This window comes from Sphingosinicella terrae (assembly GCF_003347635.1).
Classification (GTDB): Bacteria; Pseudomonadota; Alphaproteobacteria; order Sphingomonadales; family Sphingomonadaceae; genus Allosphingosinicella; species Allosphingosinicella terrae.
Genome location: NZ_QDFY01000007.1, coordinates 143,160 through 160,910 on the forward strand (window position 1 = coordinate 143,160; position 17,751 = coordinate 160,910).

The following is a 17,751-nucleotide window of genomic DNA, read 5'->3' on the forward strand; positions in this document are numbered from 1 at the left end:
CCTTCGCGTAGGTCCGGCGGGGAATCTCGATGACCGCACGCCAACCTCACCTCATGCGGCTGCTCGGCCTGATCCTCTTCGTCGTGACCGGCGCCTTCGCGACTCCGGCTTCGGCGCAGGCGTCTCCCCAGTCCAACGGGGCGGCCCCGGCCGAAACGGCGGCGGTCGACCCTTTCGGACGGTCGACGCCGGCGGGCACGGTCACCGGTTACGTCCGGGCGATCGCCGCCGGCGACAATGCGCTCGCCGGCCGCTATCTGCACGTGCGCGGGGTGCGCGGAGCCCGAGGCGAGCGGAGCGGATCGGCGCTGGCCCGGCGATTCCAGGCGGTGCTCGACCGCGAGGGGCAGTTCCGCCCGCGCGTGGAGCTGAGCCGCGACAGCGAGGGCAATCTCGCCGACGCGCTCGAGCCGGATCTGGAGGAAGTCGGATCGCTGGGCAGCGGCGAGGCTGTGAAGGACCTGCTGCTGCGCCGGGTGGAGGAGGGGGATGGCCGCCTCGTCTGGCTGTTCTCGGCCGAGACCCTGACCGCCGCTTTCTCGCTCGAGGCACCGGAAGAACCGGTCCCCGCCGAGCGATGGCTTCCGCAGCGCCTCTCGCAATGGCAGGTGGCCGGAGCCCCCTTCTCCCATTGGCTCACCCTTGCCGCGATCAGCGGCGCGGTATTCCTGATGGCCTGGCTGCTCTACCGGCTGGTCCTGCTCGGCCATCGCTCGATCGGCGGCCGTCTCGGCGGGGCGCTCCGCCTCGCCGGCGCCGTGGCCGTGCCGCTCATCCTGTTCGCCGCCGTCGGTCTCGCCAGCTGGCTGGCGCCGAGTCTCGGCATCTCGATCGTTGCCCGGGAAGCCTTTGCCTGGCTCACCTTCGTCATCGGCTGGATCGCCTTTGCCTGGCTGCTGTGGCGCGTGATCGACCTGGTCGCCGACCGGGCGCTGGCCGGATTTGCCCGCCGCGGCCGGGCCAGCGCCACGGCGATCATTCGAATGGCGAGCCGCTCGGCGAAGCTGCTCATCATCGTTTCCGCGGTGATCGCGGTCTTCGACGTCTTCGGCTTCCAGGTGACCACGGCGATCGCCGCCCTGGGCATCGGCGGCCTCGCCTTGGCGCTCGGAGCCCAGAAGACGCTGGAGAATCTCATCGCCAGCCTCTCGATCGTGTCGGACCGGCCGTTCAAGGTGGGCGACGTCTGCCGCTTCGGCTCGCGCACCGGTACCGTCGAAGATGTCGGACTCCGCTCGACGCGGGTGCGAACGCTCGAGCGGACCCTGCTGGTCATCCCCAATTCCAGCCTGGTGAACGCCGAGGTCGAGAATCTGTCCAGCCGCGACCATTTCCTGTTCCAGCCGGTCTTCCATGTCGAAGGCGCGGCGAATCCCGAGCAGCTGCGCCGCCTGCTCGACGGGATCCGTACCGCGCTCGCCTCCGACGACCGGCTGCTCGAAGGCGCCATTCGCGTCCGGCTGCTGCCGCCCAGCGAGGCGCGCCTGCCGATCGAGGTCTTCGGCTATGTCGTGGCCGAGGACTTCGACGCTTTCCTCGCCGTCCAGGAAGAGCTGCTGCTGAGGGCGCTCGAGGCCATCGCCGCCGAAGGCTTCCAGCTCGCGCCGCCGGCGGTCGATCTCGGCGGGCGCCTCCCGGTCTAGATCGTCCCCGGTCCTGTCGATTGCCCGCTCCCGGGGCGACGGCTACATGGAGGCGGATGGGGCTTCGGTTCGCAGCCATGGGCCGGATCGCGCTGTACGGCGCCGTGCTGGCGATAGGCGCGCTGGCGTTGCAGAGCCTCGATTATCTGCGTCTCGTCCGCTCGAACCCGCTCGACATCTACATCGTCCTGGTTGCCGCCGGATTTCTCTTGCTCGGTCTGTTCGTCGGCGCCCGTCTGTTCGGCGCGGGGCCGCCGCAGGCGTTCGACGGCAATCCGGTCGCGCAGGCCACACTCGGCATCAGCGCGCGCGAGCTCGCCGTCCTCCACGAAATCGCGGCCGGGCGATCCAACAAGGAGATCGCCATCCGCCTCGGCATCTCGCCCAATACGGTGAAGACCCATGTCGCCCGATTGCTCGAGAAGCTCGAGGCGCGCCGTCGCACCGACGCGATCGCCCGCGCACGCGAGCTTGGCCTCCTGCCCTGAATCGCCCTCCGCGCGAATCCCGAGCCGCCGCTCACCTCGCGCGGCGTCATTCTTGCGGGTGAAAGGGGCCAAATCATCCTTTCGGGCGATTGATCATGCGACCGCGGCGGTCATCCTGCGACTCTCACCAGGGGAGATGCGAAGATGCTCAGCAGGATATTCGTCAACGGCGGCATTGCCGGCCTCATCGTCGGCGCGGCCTTCTTCGGCTTCGCGGCCAGCGGCACGCTCGTTCACGGCGCGCTCGGCATGGTCATCGGCTACCTCACGATGCTCCTTGCCCTCAGCCTCGTCTTCGTCGCGATCAAGCGTTACCGCGATTCCGAACTCGGCGGCGTCATCCGCTTCTGGCCCGCCTTCGGGCTCGGCCTCGGCATCACCCTCGTCGCCAGCCTGGTCTATGCGCTGGCCTGGGAAACGACCCTCGCCGCGACCGGAGGCGCGGAGGCATTCGTCGACCAGTATATCGAGCAGGAGCGCGCCAAGGGAGCCTCGCCCGAGGCTCTGGCCGAGATGGACGGGTTCCGTGCCATCTATGCCAATCCGCTGCTGCGCATGGCGGTTACCTTCACCGAGATCTTCCCGGTCGGGCTGCTCGTCTCGCTGCTGAGCGCGGCCATGCTGCGCAACCCGCGCTTCCTTCCGCTCCGCAGGGGTTAGAGGCTATCCTCCGACCTGCCGGGGCGCCCATCGGGCGGGGCCGCCGGTCCCGCCCTTCGCGAGTCGCGATCCGGCGCGCCGGCCGGCATGATTCGGCGGCCGAGCGTGCCGAAAGCCGGGCGCTGCCGCCTGCCATCGGGGACCCGGGATATGACGGCCATCGCCTCGCCGTCGGGAAAATCGTCTCCTGGCATGGGTTAAGCGGCACGGGAAGGTTAATGCCGCCCGTCCGGACCATGAGAGGGGGGCAGGGCGACTGCGAGGCGAGATCGGTCCATTTCGGTAACCATTGGCTGCTATCGAGGATGAACCCTCACTACCTCGAGCCGTGGAGTGACACGAACGCTATTGTCTCTTGAAGGCCGCTGGAAAGCGCTTCTGCTGGCGCTCGCCGTCGGGTTGGTCTTCGGACTGCTCGATGTGGGCGAGCCGATGGAGCGCGTCGGGCAGGTCGTGCGCGACAAGCTGCGCAACCACGCCGGCAGCGGCTCGGTCGTGCTGGTCGCGATCGACGACCGCAGCCTTCGGGACGTCGGCGCCTTGCCCTGGAACGGCGAGCAGCTGGCCGAGCTCGTGCGCCGGGTCGATGCCGCCGGAGCCCGCCGCATCCATCTCGACGCCAATCTCGACCAGATCGGATCGCGCCGGCAGGCTGTCGCGCTGGAGAGCGCCCTTGCCTCCGCCCGCGCCGACATCCTCTTGCCGGCGCGCTTCTCGATCGACCCGATTTCCGGGACCCGCGCCGATTATCTGCCGCCGGATCGGCTGGCGCGCCATGCCCGCATCGTCAATTCGAACCTGCGGGTAAGCTGGGACGGCGCGATCTGGAGCCATCCCCACGGCGCGCGCGCCGGCGACCGGCTGATACCCTCTCTGGCGGCGGAGCTGGCCGGTTCGGCCGAGCCGAGCGAGAGCCTTTTCAGGATCGATTACGGCATCGATCTGCGCTCGATCCCGGTCGTCAGCGCCTACGATCTCCTGCGCGACGCCGTGCCCGACCATCGGCTGCAAGGGCGGCAGGTCGTGATCGCTCGCACGGACCTGGCCGCGGACCATTATCGCGCGCCCTCCTTCGGCCTCGTGCCGGCCGCCTTCTTTCACCTGATCGCCGCCGAGACTCTGACGGCGGGCCGGCCGCTCGACCTCGGCTGGGCCCCCTTGCTGCTCCTGTGCGCGCTCGCGGCGGCGGCGGTCGTCGGACTGCGTCCGCGCGTGGCCGCCTCGGCCATCCTCGGCGCCACCGTCGCGGTGCTGGTGGCTGCCCCCCTGCTTCTGGAGCAGAATTTCATCCATACCGACGTCGTGCCGGCTCTGGCGCTGCTCGCGACGGCCTCGCTCTATCGTCTGATCACCGGCCTGCGGCGCGCCTATCGGGCCCGCGGAACCACCGATCTGCTGACGGGCCTGCCCAACCTCCAGGCGCTCCGCCAGGCGGAGAGCCGCGGCGGCGGCATCGTCGTCGCGGCCCGGATCATGAACTATGCGCGGATCGCCACGACCTTACAGGTGCCGCTCGAGAAGGAACTGGTGGAACAGATTGTCGGGCGGCTCGAATTCGGCTCGGGCGGCGCCACCACCTATCAGGCCGGCCCCGGCGTCTTCGCCTGGATCGCCGAGAACATGGAGGAAGACGATCTCGTCCAGCAGCTGGAAGGTCTGCAGGCCCTGTTCCGCAGTCCGATCGTCATCGGCCCGCGCCTGATCGACATCGCCGTCACCTTCGGCATCGACACCGAGGACGACCGGCCGCTGACGCAGCGCGCAGCGAGCGCGCTGGTCGCCGCGGACGAGGCCGCCCGCGAAGGGAAGAGGTGGGCAAGCTTCAATCCGGCGAGCGCCGCGGATGCCGACTGGCGACTTTCTTTGCTCGCGCGTCTCGACCACGCCATCGAGCATCGCGAGCTCTGGGTGGCCTATCAGCCGAAGGTCGATTGCCAGAGCGGCCGTATCGTCGGCGCCGAGGCGCTGGTGCGCTGGACCCATCCCGAAAAGGGCCAGCTCCAGCCCGATCAGTTCATCGCCGCGGCCGAGCAGGGAGGGCGCATCGACGCGCTGACCGCCTTCGTGCTCGATACGGCGCTTGCCGACATGGCCTCGTTCAATCGCCGCGGCCGACGCTTCTCGGTCGCAGTCAATCTCTCCGCGCAGCTGCTCGACAGCCTGACTCTGGTGCCGACAGTCGAAGCGGCGCTTCGCAAGCACGGCTTCTCGCCGGAGCTGCTGACCCTCGAGGTGACCGAGACGTCCACACTGGGCAGCGGCGCCCGGCAGATCGCCAACCTGCAGCGGCTGAGCCGGCTCGGCGTCGAGCTGTCGATCGACGATTATGGAACCGGCTTCTCGACGCTGGAATATCTGAAGCGGATCCCCGCCTCCGAGCTGAAGATCGATCGCAGCTTCATCGGCATGCTCGACAAATCCAAGGGCGACCGGATCATGGTGAATTCGACGATCCAGCTTGCCCATTCGCTCGGCCGCCGCGTCGTCGCCGAGGGCGTCGAGAATGCCGAGGTTCTCGCCGAGCTGAAGCGCATGCGCTGCGACGTCGTGCAGGGCTATCATCTCGGCCGGCCGATGCCCGTGGCCGACCTGCGCAAGCTGCTGAAGGCCTCGGGAGCCTCCCGCCAGGCCGCCTGAGCGGCGTCAGCCCCGCTCCTGCGGGAGAGCGTGCATGGCTTCGCAGCGTCCGGTTCCTGGACCGGCGCCCCTCACCCTAGAACGGATGGCTATCCGTGCCTGATTCGCCCGACGCCGTCGTTCCGCCCCTGCCTCGGCCCGACTCGCCAAGGCCCACGCCGCCGCGCCCAGAGGGACTGCTGCTCGCATGCCGTCACGCCCCTTGCCCAGAGTCGCGCTTCGGCCGTTCGTAACTTCCGGATCTGGGACGGTTTTTCCCGGCCCCCACCCGCCGGCCGTCACTTTTACGCAACGCCCAGCCCCAAAACGACACATGCGCCAGCATACCATAATTTAACTCTTTGTTTACCACGAGCATCGCGGTAAACAGTCTGTTAGGTAGAAATGGTTCTGCCGGGGGTTTGGGAGTTAGATCCATGTGGGCATGGTTGTTCGGCGAGAACTGGCGCTAGTCCTGGCGTCATGACGCTACAAAGCCCCGCCGTTCGGCGGGGCTTTTTCATTTAGGGGCGATTTGCGAGGATCGGCGGCGCGCATTGCGGGCCGCCGCGATTGCGCAGATGGGCGTTCAGGCGCCGATGACGGCCAACCGGGCCTGCGTGGCCCGCACCAGATCCGCCGGAGCGAGGCGCAGCTGAAGGCCCCGCTGGCCGCCATTCACGAACACATAGGGCTCAGCGAGCGCCGCCTCGTCGATCACCGTCGGCAGCGTGCGGCGCTGCCCGAGCGGGCTCACCCCGCCCACCCTGTAGCCGCTGATCCGCTCGGCGTCGGGCACCGGCAGCATCGCCGCGCTTTTGCCGCCGAACGCCGCCGCCGCCTTCTTCATGGCCGCTTCGCGATCCGAGGCGAGAATGAGGCAGACGGGCTGCCCGTCCACCTGCGCCAGCAAGGTCTTGAGCACGCGCCGCGGCGGCTCGCCCAGCGCGTTCGCGGCCTGGAGGCCGACCCGTTCGGTGCCCGGATCATAGGCATAGCGGCAAAGGCCGAAGGGGATCGACAGCCGCCGCAAGGCGGTCGTCGCGGGTGTATCGTCGGCCATGATCGCGATGCTCGCCGGGTTCAGCCCGCATCCGACATGAGGTCGCGGCCGTCCTCGTGATCGCCGGCGCGATTGAACTCCGTCGCCTTCGTCTGAGGCTCCGGTGCCTGGGGAGAAGCGAGCTTCGCCACCGCGGCCCTAGCAATGTCGACAAGGCCCTCTCCGCCAGACTGCCAGTGAGAGACGATCAACGCGCGCATCCGCGGGTCCCAGAAATGCCAGAGATGGTCCCAGGTCGCCTCGACCGAGTCACCGGGCCGCTGATTGCCGAACTCGCGCGCGATCTGATTGGCCATGTAGACGAGGCGCTCGAGCGTGTGGCCGGAGCGCGCCGTGCCGCCCGCGGCCAAGTCCTGCCCGCGTTCCGCCGTCACTCGGCCGCCTCCGAAGCGGCGATCCGGCGGCTGTGCGAGGCCTGCGCCTCATAGGCTTCCTGCCAGTCGGTAGGCCCGTTGGACGGGCTGACCTGGACCGCCGTCACCTTGTATTCGGGGCAATTGGTCGCCCAGTCCGAATATTCTGTCGTGACCACGTTCGCCTGGGTGTCGGGGTGGTGGAAGGTCGTGTAGACCACGCCCGGCGCCACCCGCGCGGTCACCTTCGCGCGCAGCGAGGTCTCGCCGGCGCGGCTGGCGAGCTTCACCCAATCGCCATCGCCGATGCCCCGGTCCTCGGCATCATTGGGGTGGATTTCGAGCAGGTCCTCGTCATGCCAGACGACATTGTCGGTCCGCCGCGTCTGTGCGCCGACATTATACTGGCTGAGGATCCGGCCCGTGGTCAGCAGCAGCGGGTAGCGCGGGCCGATCTTCTCGTCGGTCGGGACATATTCGGTGATCACGAACTTGCCGCGCCCGCGCACGAAATGATCGACATGCATCACCGGCGTGCCCTCCGGCGCCTTGTCGTTGCAGGGCCACTGGATCGACCCGAGCGCGTCCAGCCTGGCGAAGGAGACGCCGCTGAAGGTGGGGGTCACCGCCGCGATCTCGTCCATCACCTGCGAGGGATGGGTGTAGTTCCAGTCGAGCCCGAGCGCGCGGGCGAGCAACTGGGTCGCCTCCCAGTCCGCATAAAGGCATCGCGGCTCGATCACCTTGCGTACCAGCTGGATGCGCCGCTCGGCGTTGGTGAAGGTGCCGTCCTTCTCGAGGAAGGTCGACCCGGGAAGGAATACGTGGGCGTAATTGGCGGTCTCGTTGAGGAACAAATCGTGGACGACGACGCATTCCATCGCCGCCAGGCCCGCGGCCACGTGCCTCGTATTGGGATCGGATTGGAGGATGTCCTCCCCTTGGACGTAGAGGCCCTTGAACACGCCGTCGACGGCCGCATCCAGCATGTTCGGGATGCGCAGCCCCGGCTCGCGATCGATCGGGCTGCCCCACAATCGCTCGAACATGTCGCGGGCCGCGGGATCCGAGACGTGGCGGTAGCCGCTCAGCTCGTGCGGGAAGCTGCCCATGTCGCACGAGCCCTGGACGTTGTTCTGGCCGCGCAGCGGGTTCACGCCGACGCCGGGCCGGCCGATATTGCCGGTCGCCATGGCGAGGTTGGCGATCGCCATGACGGCGGTGGTGCCCTGGCTGTGCTCGGTGACGCCGAGGCCGTAATAGATGGCCGCATTGCCCCCGGTCGTATAGAGCCGCGCCGCGCCGCGCAGATCGGCGGGCGCGACGCCGGTATAGCGCTCCATCGCTTCGGGCGAATGTTCGGGCCGGGCGGCGAACTCGGCCCATTCGCGGAAGTCGTCGAGCTCGCAGCGCTCGCGCACGAAGGCTTCGTCGACGAGACCCTCGGTCACGACGACATGCGCCATCGCCGTCAGCACCGCCACGTTGGTGCCGGGCTTCAGCGGCAGATGATAGTCCGCCTCGACGTGCGGCGTGCGCACCAGGTCGATCCGGCGCGGATCGATGACGATCAGCCGAGCGCCCTGGCGGAGCTTCTGCTTCATGCGGCTGGCGAAGACCGGATGGGCGTCGGTGGGATTGGCGCCGATCACGACGATGACGTCCGATTGCTCGACCGAATCGAAGTCCTGGGTCCCGGCCGAGGTGCCGAAGGTGGTCTTGAGGCCGTAGCCGGTCGGCGAGTGGCAGACCCGGGCGCAGGTATCGACATTGTTGTTGCCGAAGCCGGCGCGGACCAGCTTCTGGACCAGGAATGTCTCCTCGTTGGTGCAGCGCGAGGAGGTGATGCCGCCGACGGCGCGGGTGCCGTATTTCGCCTGCAGGCGCCGGAACTCCGATGCGGTGTGGGCGATCGCCTCGTCCCAGCTCACCTCCCGCCATGGCTCGTCGATCGAGCCGCGGATCATCGGGTTCAGGATCCGCTCCTTGTGGTTGGCATAGCCCCAGGCGAAGCGGCCCTTGACGCAGCTATGGCCGTGATTGGCCTTGCCGTCCTTCCATGGCACCATCCGGACCACGTCCTCGCCGCGCATCTCGACCTTGAATGCGCAGCCGACGCCGCAATAGGCGCAGGTGGTGACGGCGCTTCGCTCCGGCTCGCCCACCTCGAACACCCTCTTCTCGACCAGGCTCGAGGTCGGGCAGGCCTGGACGCAGGCGCCGCAGGAAACGCATTCGGAGGCGAGGAAGGGCTGCTCCTGGCTCGCCGAGACATGGCTGGCGAAGCCGCGCCCGCCGATCGTCAGGGCGAACGTCCCCTGTATCTCGTCGCAGGCGCGCACGCAGCGCGAGCAGACGATGCACTTGGCGGGATCGAACAGGAAATAGGGATTGGAATCGTCGATCGGGGCGGCGAGATGGTTGCGCCCGCCGGTGCCGTAGCGGACCTCCGTGAGGCCGACCTGCTCGGCGACGTCGTGAAGGCTGCAATCGCGGCCTGCGGCGTCGTCCCGGCAATTCTCCGGATGATCCGACAGATAGAGCTCCATCACGCCGCGCCGGACCCGGTCGATACGATCGGAGCGGGTGCGCACCGCCATCCCTTCCGCGACCGGGGTCGTGCAGGAAGCCGGCGTTCCGGCGCGTCCCTCGATCTCGACGAGGCAGACCCGGCACGAGCCGAACGCCTTCAGCATGTCGGTCGCGCACAGCTTGGGAATATCGGTGCCGGCGAGGCTGGCGGCGCGCATGATCGAGGTGCCGGCGGGAACGGACACGTGTTTGCCGTCGATCGTCAGGGTGACGGCCGGCGCGAGCGGCGACGCAGGCGTGCCGTGATCGGGCTCCACGATCAGGCCGGACGGACTATCGGGATCGAGCGTCATCGGATCATCTCCATCGCGGCGAACGGCTGCGCATCCGCGCCCGCCGGATCACGGCTTCGTCTAATCCACGAAGGCATTGCTTCCTCCCTCGGCGGGCGCCGCCTCGCGGCGGAAATCCTCGGGAAAGTGGCGGATCGCCGACAGCACCGGATAAGGAGTAAAACCCCCCAGCGCGCACAGCGATCCGAACTTCATCGTCTCGCAGAGATCCTCGACCAGAGCGAGATGCTCGTCGACCCGGTCGCCGGCGACGATCAGGTCGAGTATCTCGGTGCCGCGGACCGATCCGATCCGGCACGGCGTGCACTTGCCACAGCTTTCGGCGGCGCAGAACTGCATCGCGAACCGCGCCATCCTGGCCATGTCGACGCTGTCGTCGAAGACGACGATGCCGGCATGGCCGATCAGCCCGTCCGCCTCGGCGAAGGATTCATAGTCGAAAGGGAGGTGGAACATCGAAGGCGGGAAATAGGCCCCGAGCGGACCGCCGACCTGGACCGCCCTGACCGGGCGTCCCGACAGGGTGCCGCCGCCAATGTCCTCGACCAATTCGCCCAGGGTGACGCCGAATGCGGTCTCGAACAGGCCGCCGTTGCGGACATTTCCGGCCAGCTGGATCGGCATGGTGCCGCGCGAGCGGCCCATGCCGAACTCGGCATAGGCCTTGCCGCCCTCGGCGAGGATGAAGGGCACGGCCGCGAGACTGAGTACGTTGTTGATGATAGTGGGCCGGCCGAACAGACCGACCAGAGCCGGCAGCGGCGGCTTGGCGCGGACCTCGCCGCGGCGCCCTTCCAGGCTCTCGAGCAGCGACGTCTCCTCGCCGCACACATAGGCGCCGGCGCCCACGCGGATCTCGAGGTCGAAGCCATGGGTCGAGCCGAGCAGCGAAGGGCCGAGCAGGCCGCCGCGCCGCGCCGTCTCGGCCGCCCGCTCCATCGCCTTGATCGCATGAGGATATTCGGAGCGGATATAGATATAGCCGCGGGTCGCGCCGACCGCGAGACCGGCGATCGCCATGCCTTCGATGATGAGGAAAGGATCGCCTTCCATCAGCATCCGGTCGGCGAAGGTGCCGCTGTCGCCCTCGTCGGCGTTGCAGACGATATATTTCTGAGGCGCCGACGCGGCGGCGGCGGTGCGCCACTTGATCCCGGTGGGGAATCCGGCGCCGCCCCGGCCGCGCAGGCCGCTGGCGACGACCTCCTCGACGGCAGCCTCCGGGCCGATCTCGATCGCCCGCGCCAGGCCCTCGAGGCCGCCATTCGCGCGATAATCGTCCAGCGACTGGGGGTCGGTGATCCCGCAGCGGGCGAAGGTGAGGCGGGTCTGGCGCCTGAGGAAGGGAATCTCCTCGACCAGGCCGACGCAGGCGGGATGGTCGCGGCCTTCGACGAGCGCGTCGAGGACCGCCTCGACCTGTCCGGCGGCGACGCGGGCATAGCCGACCCGCCCCGCCGGCGTCGCCACCTCGAGCAGCGGCTCCATTTCGTGCATGCCGCGCGATCCGTTGCGCACGATCTCGATCGCAAGGCCGCGGCCGGCGGCGAGGCGCTCGAGCGTGCGCGCGACCTCGTCGGCGCCGACGGCGCAGGCGGCGGCATCGCCGGGGACGAAGATTCTCATAGCGCGCTACCCCGCGCCGCGAGCGCGACCAAATCCGCGACGTTCGTCTCGTCGAGACGGGCATAGACCTGATCGCCGACCAGGGCAGAGGGGCCGCTGGCGCACAGGCCGAGGCAGTAGACCGTCTCGAGCTCGATCCGTTCGTCCCGCTCGAGCAGGGGCGCCAGTTGCTCGGCGCCGCGCGCCTGGCAGGCCTCGGCGCGGCAGAGCTTCACCACCGGCCGCGACGCGGGCGCGCGCCTGAAATCGTGGTAGAAGCTGACGACGCCGTGCACCTCGGCCCGCGACAGGTTCAGCGCGGCGGCGATGATCGGAACGGCGCCCTCCGGCACATGGCCGAACGCCGCCTGCACGTCACCCAGGATCGGCATGAGCGGCCCCTCGCGACCGGCATGGCGGCGGAGTATCTCCTCGACCTCCTGAGGCGTCCACAGCCGCGGATCATGGGCGTTGCCCGTCACGTTCCGACCCTCTCCATTCGTTTGCCTAGCATACAATCCCAAGCGGCGCTCGGGTCAAGCGTTATGCGGACGCAGCCGCTCGCTTCCCGTCCAACTCCCAATGCCCTTCCGGTCGATGGAAGGAAATCGCGCCCTGCCGCCATCACCGCCACCGGCGGGGCCGATCCGTCGACGTCACGCTTGAAGGCGTCGGTGGCCTCGAGCGTCGCCAGTTGCTGCGCCACCGCCTCCTTCACCGGCCTGGTGCCCCGGCCAAGTGATGTTGACCGATCCGACCGGCCGGCCTGCGCGCCGGGATCGCCATCGCGGATCGGACCGCCTTGACCTTCTGCTCGATCATGGGCCGCTCGGATCCTCGGCCGCCGAGGATGGCCTTCTTTTCACGCTGTGGAACATAGCTGACGAAGGGCTTCACGGGAATGCCGAGAGGGCATTCTTGGATAGAAGCGGGCATTCCATCCTTGGGCGAGTCGGGAACGCTATTGCGACCGATGGGAGGAAGATGCGCCGGATGCTCTCCTGATCGGGGCGAGACCGGGCGGCGGCCGTGGGATCAATGTTGTCCCTGCCGGTAGTTCAGCTCGAGCAGCACGCCATTGGGATCCCGTACGAAGATCTGCTTCAGATCGACCGCGACAACATGGTTGAGCCGATGCCTGACCCCCAGCTGCTCGAGCCGTTCCACCATAAGGTCATGACCGGAGCACTCGAGCGCGACATGGTGGATCGCGCCGGTATCCTCGCCGATATTGATGTCCTCGATCGCATCGAGCGAACCTGGCGACGACAGATGGAAGATGGCGCGTCCGTCGCCGTCATGCATCCATCGCACCTCGGCCGGATCGAGCGGCGGCGGCGGATCTTTGGCCTCGAGATCGAGCACGGCCGCATAGAAACGCACGGTCTCGGCCAGCCTGGTCGTCTGGATGTTGACGTGGTCGAGCCGGTTCACCCTCATCGCGCTAGTCTCGGATCCAAACTCGACGAGCGGGCAGATCGACCGCAAAGCGGCGGGGCCGCTCTTGCCTCCCCAACCGCGTCGGTGCGTCGGTCACGATGCACAGGCGTCTCTCCCTCCTTCTCCCTTGCCGGACAAGAAAATCGAACCCGTCAGGACCGCCTTCTAGGCAAGTTTGAATCCCGGCGAAACAGAGAGCCGGCATAATCGGCCGCGGCGCGGGCCGCAAAGCGCGTAATCGGTCATGTTGTTCGCCATGCGCGTGTCCGCCGAGGAGAAGCCGCGACCCCCCAACCCGTCCGTGCGGGCCGATTCACCTCGTGAGCGGGAACCCGGTGATTAGCCTGCTCTTATCGGCCGGGTCGCGATTGGAATTGCCGGGCCCCGGCCTCGGCGCCATGGAGCCGCTCATGGATTCGAGGCGAAAAGTAGGTCCGTTCGAGGTTGGCCCGATCGGCCTCGGCTGCATGTCATTGAGTCACGCCTACGGCACGCCCCCGGATCCCGAACAGGCCGGGCGGCTGCTCAACGCCGCCCTCGACCTCGGCTACGATTTCATCGACAGCGCCGCCCTCTACGGCTTCGGGGCGAACGAAGCGCTGATCGGCGAGGCGATCGGCCACCGCCGCGGCGACTATGTCCTCGCCTCCAAATGCGGGATGACCGGCGTCGACGGCAAGAGAGTGATAGACGGCCGGCCGGAGACGCTGCTGCGCACGGTCGACGAGTCGCTGCGGCGGCTGAAGACCGAAACGATCGATCTCTATTATCTCCACCGCTGGGACAAGGAGGTGCCGGTCGAGGAATCGGTCGGTGCGCTCGGCCGGATGGTCGAGGAAGGGAAGGTCCGCGCGATCGGCCTCAGCGAGGTTTCGGCCGAGACCTTGCGCAAGGCGCACGGCGTCCATCCGATCGCCGCCGTCCAGAACGAATATTCGCCCTGGTCGCGCAACGTCGAGCTCGGAGTCCTGGCTGCGACGCGCGAGCTCGGTGCCGCGCTCGTCACCTTCTCGCCGATGGCGCGCGGATTCCTCGCCGGCAGCGTCCGTTCCGCCGATCAGCTCGAGGCCAACGACCTGCGCCGGACGATGCCCCGCTTCCAGGGGGAGAATCTGGAGCGCAACCTGCGGCTCTATGCGCGTTTCGAGGCGCTCGCCGGCGAGGCGGGCTGCACGCCCGCGCAGCTCTCGCTCGCCTGGCTGCTGTCGCGCGGCGAGCATGTCATCCCGATCCCGGGCACGACCTCGCTGAAGCATCTCGAGGAAAATCTCGCGGCCGGCACGCTCGCCGTGTCGGCGTACGCCCTGGCCGAGATTGACGGCTTCATGACCCCGGAGGCGATCGCCGGAGCGCGCTACGCCGAAGCGACGCTCGCAGAGATCGACACGGAAGACTTCGCCTAGGCGATCCAACCTCTCCCAGTCCGGGAGAGGGAGGGCCCCTCCCGGCAAAGCCGCTGAGAGCGTGAGGGCAAGCATACGAGTTGGGGATGCCTGCGCTGTCCGAGCGCGGCCGCCCCTCGCCCTCCCGCCGCTTCGCGTCGGGCCTCTCCCTCTCCCTCTCCCGCAAGGGGAGAGGGTTGATCATCATCCGGAATTCTGGAGGGCCGTGGCGATCGCGTTGATCGACAGCTGGATGCCTTCCTTGATCCGCGGATCCGCCTCGCCGGCGCGGTGGCGCCTGAGCAATTCCACCTGGAGGTGGTTGAGCGGCTCGATATAGGGGAGCCGCAGCCGGATCGCCGCGTCCAGCCGAGGATGGTTTTCGAGCAAGCGGGACTGGCCCAGCACGTCGAGCAGGCCGTCGCGGGCCTGCTGCCAGCCATCGCGGATCCGGCCGAAGACGGTATCGCGCAGCGCCGGATCCTCGACCAGCCCCGCATAGAGGCGGGCGATCTCCATGTCCGTCTTGGCGAGCACCATCTCGAGATTGTCGAGCGTCGTGCGGAAGAAGGGCCAGGCTTCCAGCATCTCGCGAAGCAGGGGGCGGTCCTCGAAGCCGGCCAGAGCATGGCCGACGCCGTACCAGCCGGGCAGCATCACCCGCGCCTGGGCCCAGCTGAACACCCAGGGGATGGCGCGCAAATCCTCGATCCGGTCCGAATTGGTGCGGCTCGGCGGCCGCGATCCGATCTTGAGCTCTCCGATCTCGGCGATCGGCGTCAGCTGGCGAAAGAAAGTCCGGAAGCCGTCGGTCTCGTAGACCAGCGAACGATAGGCGCGGAACGCCTCCGCCGACAGCCGCTCCATCGCCTCGGTGAAGCGCGCCGCGCGGCCGGGCTCGACCTCGTCGGGCTCGAGGCTGGCGAGCAGGGTCGCCGACACCATCGTCTCGAGGTTCGCCGCGGCGCTCTCCGGGGTGCCATATTTGGCCGCGATCATCTCGCCCTGCTCGGTGATGCGGATCCGGCCGTTGACGGTGCCCTTAGGCTGCGCGCGGATCGCGGCGAAGCTCGAGCCGCCGCCGCGGCCGACGGCGCCGCCGCGGCCGTGGAAGAGCTGGAGCGTCGCACCCGCGTCCGCGAACGCGCCCGCCAGCTCGCGATTGGCCTGATGGAGGCTCCACACCGACGTCAGATAGCCGCCGTCCTTGTTCGAATCCGAATAGCCGACCATCACCTCCTGGTGGCCGCGCGCGGCGGTGATCGCCGCCACCTCGGGGAGCGCCATCCATTCCCGCATGATCTCGGATGCGGCCTCGAGATCGCCGATCGTCTCGAACAGCGGCACCGTCATCACCCCGGCCCGCGGCGGTTCGCCGACGCGCCACAGCCCCGCTTCCTTGAGCAGGACATAGGCCTCCAGCATGTCGGACACGCTCTCGGTCTTCGAGATGATGTAGGTCGTGATCGCGGCCGGACCGTAGAGCGCATGGGCTTCGGCGGCTTCGTGCATGATGTCGAGCTCGGAGCGGGTGGCGTCCGAATAGGCCGCGAACGGGGTCGCCAGCAGTCGGGCGCTGGCCAGTTCGCGGCGGAGCAGGGCTACCCGCGCGGCTTCGTCCAGTCCCAGATAATCGGGCTCGACGCCGGCGACGGCAAGCAATTCGGCGACGACCCGCTCGTGGACCTGGGCATTCTGGCGCAGGTCCAAAGTCGCGAGATGGAAGCCGAAGGTCTCGACCGCGTGGATCAGTCGCTCCAGCGCGGCGTCCTCGCCGCCGAGCGCACGATCGACGATCTCGAGGTCGGCGCGGAAGGCCTCCGGGCGGTCATAGGGCGCGGCCTCGACCGAGGCCGGCCTCGGCGCCGGGCGGCCGCAGAGCCGGGCATAGGTGGCGGCGAGCCGCGCATAGATGCCGCTGAGCGCCCGCCGATAGGGCTCGTCCTGCCGGGCCGGGCTGGTGTCGCCGGAGGCGTCGGCCAGCGCCGCCAGCTCGTCCGTCGTCTCGGCCAGCGCCGAAGAGATGGACAGCTCGGCGCCGAGGGCATGGATCTCGTCCATGTAGAAAGCGAGCACCGCCTCGGCAGCCCCGGCGAGGGCCCGCTTCAGCGACTCGGCGTTGACGAAGGGGTTGCCGTCGCGGTCGCCGCCGATCCAGGATCCCGGCCGCAGGAAGCTCGGCGGATGAAAGCCCAGGCTTCGCTGCCAGCGCGCGTAGAGCGCCGGCAGGACGGGCAGGAAGACGTCGCGCAGATAGCTCAGGGCGATCTCGATCTCGTCCGCCACGAACAGCCGCTCGCGGCGCAGCGGCCGGGTCTGCCAGAGCAGGCCGATCTGGCGCATCAGCGCGTCCTCGATCGGCTCGCCTTCAAGGGTCTCGTCGCGGCCCTGGTCGCGCAACCGCATCAGCTCGGCGATGCGGTTGCGATGGTCGATCATGCTCTTGCGCCGCACCTCGGTGGGATGGGCGGTCAGCACCGGCACCATCAGTGCCCGGTCGAGCAAGGTGGCGACCGCATCGCGGCCGATCCCGTCATCGTCGAGCCGCCTGAGCGCCTCCGTCATCTTGACGGCGCGCTCGGCCGCGACCCCCTGCCGCTCCTCGGCAAGGTTGGCGAGCATCGAGAAGAGCATGAAGCTGCGCACGAACGACAAGGTGTCGTCCAGGCCGAGCGCCTGCAGGCCCGGGTCGACCGCGCCCGCCTGGACGAGTCCGCGATGCCGGTCGACCGAGGCGGAACGGATATATTCGATGCGCCGGAACAGCGGCTCGCCGCCATGCAGGCGAATGACGTCGCCGAGCAGCCGCCCGAGATAGCGGATGTCCGGATTCTGCTCGATGGGGGTGGGGCTTCTCATCACGGCCCGGACCATGAGCATCGTCGGCCGGCTGTCAACGCCTCCGAAGCGGCATGGCGATCGCGCCGGCGCCCAGCCGGTCAGCCGGCGATGGCGAAATGATCGAGAAACGGCTGCAGCCGCCAGGCGAGCAAGGTCTCGTCCGTCCGCTCGGCCGGCAGCCCCAGCATCGTCTTCAGCGGGGCGTCGCACAGCAGGCTGGCGAAGAACAGCTCCGCGGCGGCGACCGGATCGTCGATCCTCGCTTGCCCTTCCGCCGTCCACCGGCGGAACGTCTCGGCGATGCGTTCGAGCAATTGCAGGCGCACATCCTCGTGGAAGGCGCGGCCGAAGGCGGGATCGGCCAGGCTCCGGCCGATGACGACGCGCATCGAGGCGAGCGTGCGCGGAGCCGTCACATAAGCGTGGAAGCGCGAAGCGACCCGGAGCAGGATCTCGCGGGGCGACATCGCGCGGTCGTCGAGCGTCTTGAGGTCGACCAGCCCTTCCTCCCGAATACGGTCGACGACGGCGCGCAGCAGATTCTCCTTGTTGCCGAATTCGTCATAGAGCGTCGCCAGCGAGCCGCCGGAAATGCGGACGACCGCGCCCAAGGTCGTCCCTTCGAAGCCGAGCTCGAAGAACAAGGCTTCGGCGGCATCGATCATCGCCTCGCGTCGCGCCTCGCGGCTGAGGGCCGCGCGGCGGGTTTCGAGAGGAGCAGGCGAAGGGGGCAAGGCTCGGTTTCCATCGGAGAGAAGGTTGACGTGTAATGTAA

General features: G+C 68.5%; 13 protein-coding genes. 5 read left to right on the forward strand and 8 right to left on the reverse strand.

All coding sequences use genetic code 11. From position 1 onward, the window contains the following. Positions 1-29: 29 nt before the first annotated feature. The 4 genes from DDE10_RS15135 (at position 30) to DDE10_RS15150 (ending at position 5,428) form a co-directional block, all read left to right on the forward strand. A complete protein-coding gene (locus DDE10_RS15135; RefSeq protein WP_162806645.1) occupies positions 30-1,643 on the forward strand; it encodes a mechanosensitive ion channel family protein in 1,614 nt (537 codons plus the stop codon). A gap of 56 nt (positions 1,644-1,699) precedes the next feature. Next, positions 1,700-2,131 (forward strand): response regulator transcription factor, encoded by a 432-nt coding sequence (locus DDE10_RS15140; RefSeq protein ID WP_114953620.1) that lies wholly within the window; start codon positions 1,700-1,702, stop codon positions 2,129-2,131. Between the two features lie 144 nt (positions 2,132-2,275). Then, positions 2,276-2,791, forward strand: coding sequence for a DUF4199 domain-containing protein (locus DDE10_RS15145; RefSeq protein WP_114953621.1), 516 nt, complete (start codon positions 2,276-2,278; stop codon positions 2,789-2,791). Between the two features lie 348 nt (positions 2,792-3,139). Beyond that, positions 3,140-5,428, forward strand: a complete 2,289-nt coding sequence (locus DDE10_RS15150; RefSeq protein ID WP_114953622.1) for a putative bifunctional diguanylate cyclase/phosphodiesterase — start codon at positions 3,140-3,142, stop codon at positions 5,426-5,428. A gap of 568 nt (positions 5,429-5,996) precedes the next feature. On the opposite strand, the gene DDE10_RS15155 is transcribed toward DDE10_RS15150, so the two are convergent. The 6 genes from DDE10_RS15155 to DDE10_RS15185 form a co-directional block, all read right to left on the reverse strand. After that, positions 5,997-6,470 (reverse strand): aminoacyl-tRNA deacylase, encoded by a 474-nt coding sequence (locus DDE10_RS15155; protein ID WP_114953623.1) that lies wholly within the window; start codon positions 6,468-6,470, stop codon positions 5,997-5,999. A 20-nt stretch (positions 6,471-6,490) separates the two neighbouring features. Continuing rightward, the gene (locus DDE10_RS15160; protein ID WP_284734686.1) at positions 6,491-6,844 is read right to left on the reverse strand and encodes a formate dehydrogenase subunit delta; all 354 of its coding nucleotides are present in this window, start codon (positions 6,842-6,844) and stop codon (positions 6,491-6,493) included. Then, positions 6,841-9,708 (reverse strand): formate dehydrogenase subunit alpha, encoded by a 2,868-nt coding sequence (fdhF, locus tag DDE10_RS15165; protein ID WP_114953624.1) that lies wholly within the window; start codon positions 9,706-9,708, stop codon positions 6,841-6,843. The genes DDE10_RS15160 and fdhF overlap by 4 nt, the downstream gene beginning before the upstream one ends. Before the next feature lie 60 nt (positions 9,709-9,768). Continuing rightward, positions 9,769-11,334, reverse strand: a complete 1,566-nt coding sequence (locus DDE10_RS15170; RefSeq protein WP_114953625.1) for a formate dehydrogenase beta subunit — start codon at positions 11,332-11,334, stop codon at positions 9,769-9,771. Next, positions 11,331-11,795, reverse strand: coding sequence for an NAD(P)H-dependent oxidoreductase subunit E (locus tag DDE10_RS15175; RefSeq protein WP_432653734.1), 465 nt, complete (start codon positions 11,793-11,795; stop codon positions 11,331-11,333). Before DDE10_RS15175 ends, DDE10_RS15170 begins: the two co-directional genes overlap by 4 nt. A gap of 553 nt (positions 11,796-12,348) precedes the next feature. Then, positions 12,349-12,753 carry a VOC family protein gene (locus DDE10_RS15185; RefSeq protein WP_114953706.1) on the reverse strand — a complete coding sequence of 135 codons (405 nt, stop codon included), beginning with the start codon at positions 12,751-12,753 and terminating at the stop codon, positions 12,349-12,351. Between the two features lie 410 nt (positions 12,754-13,163). Between DDE10_RS15185 and DDE10_RS15190 the strand changes: the two genes are divergently transcribed. Then, complete coding sequence (locus tag DDE10_RS15190) at positions 13,164-14,156, forward strand: aldo/keto reductase (protein WP_114953627.1); 993 nt, start codon at positions 13,164-13,166, stop codon at positions 14,154-14,156. A 183-nt stretch (positions 14,157-14,339) separates the two neighbouring features. On the opposite strand, the gene ppc is transcribed toward DDE10_RS15190, so the two are convergent. Together ppc and DDE10_RS15200 are read right to left on the reverse strand one after the other, a co-directional pair. Beyond that, positions 14,340-16,994 carry a phosphoenolpyruvate carboxylase gene (ppc, locus tag DDE10_RS15195; RefSeq protein WP_114953707.1) on the reverse strand — a complete coding sequence of 885 codons (2,655 nt, stop codon included), beginning with the start codon at positions 16,992-16,994 and terminating at the stop codon, positions 14,340-14,342. A gap of 80 nt (positions 16,995-17,074) precedes the next feature. Next, on the reverse strand, positions 17,075-17,710 hold the full coding sequence (locus DDE10_RS15200; protein WP_162806646.1) for a TetR/AcrR family transcriptional regulator: 636 nt from the start codon (positions 17,708-17,710) through the stop codon (positions 17,075-17,077). Positions 17,711-17,751 lie beyond the last annotated feature (41 nt).

Coding starts and splice junctions, on each gene's coding strand:
- DDE10_RS15155 (WP_114953623.1), bottom strand. CDS start 6,470: ATGGCCGACGATACACCCGCGACGACCGCCTTGCGGCGGCTGTCGATC.
- DDE10_RS15145 (WP_114953621.1), top strand. CDS start 2,276: ATGCTCAGCAGGATATTCGTCAACGGCGGCATTGCCGGCCTCATCGTC.
- DDE10_RS15190 (WP_114953627.1), top strand. CDS start 13,164: ATGGATTCGAGGCGAAAAGTAGGTCCGTTCGAGGTTGGCCCGATCGGC.
- DDE10_RS15185 (WP_114953706.1), bottom strand. CDS start 12,753: ATGAGGGTGAACCGGCTCGACCACGTCAACATCCAGACGACCAGGCTG.
- DDE10_RS15135 (WP_162806645.1), top strand. CDS start 30: ATGACCGCACGCCAACCTCACCTCATGCGGCTGCTCGGCCTGATCCTC.
- fdhF (WP_114953624.1), bottom strand. CDS start 9,708: ATGACGCTCGATCCCGATAGTCCGTCCGGCCTGATCGTGGAGCCCGAT.
- DDE10_RS15170 (WP_114953625.1), bottom strand. CDS start 11,334: ATGAGAATCTTCGTCCCCGGCGATGCCGCCGCCTGCGCCGTCGGCGCC.
- ppc (WP_114953707.1), bottom strand. CDS start 16,994: ATGAGAAGCCCCACCCCCATCGAGCAGAATCCGGACATCCGCTATCTC.
- DDE10_RS15140 (WP_114953620.1), top strand. CDS start 1,700: ATGGGGCTTCGGTTCGCAGCCATGGGCCGGATCGCGCTGTACGGCGCC.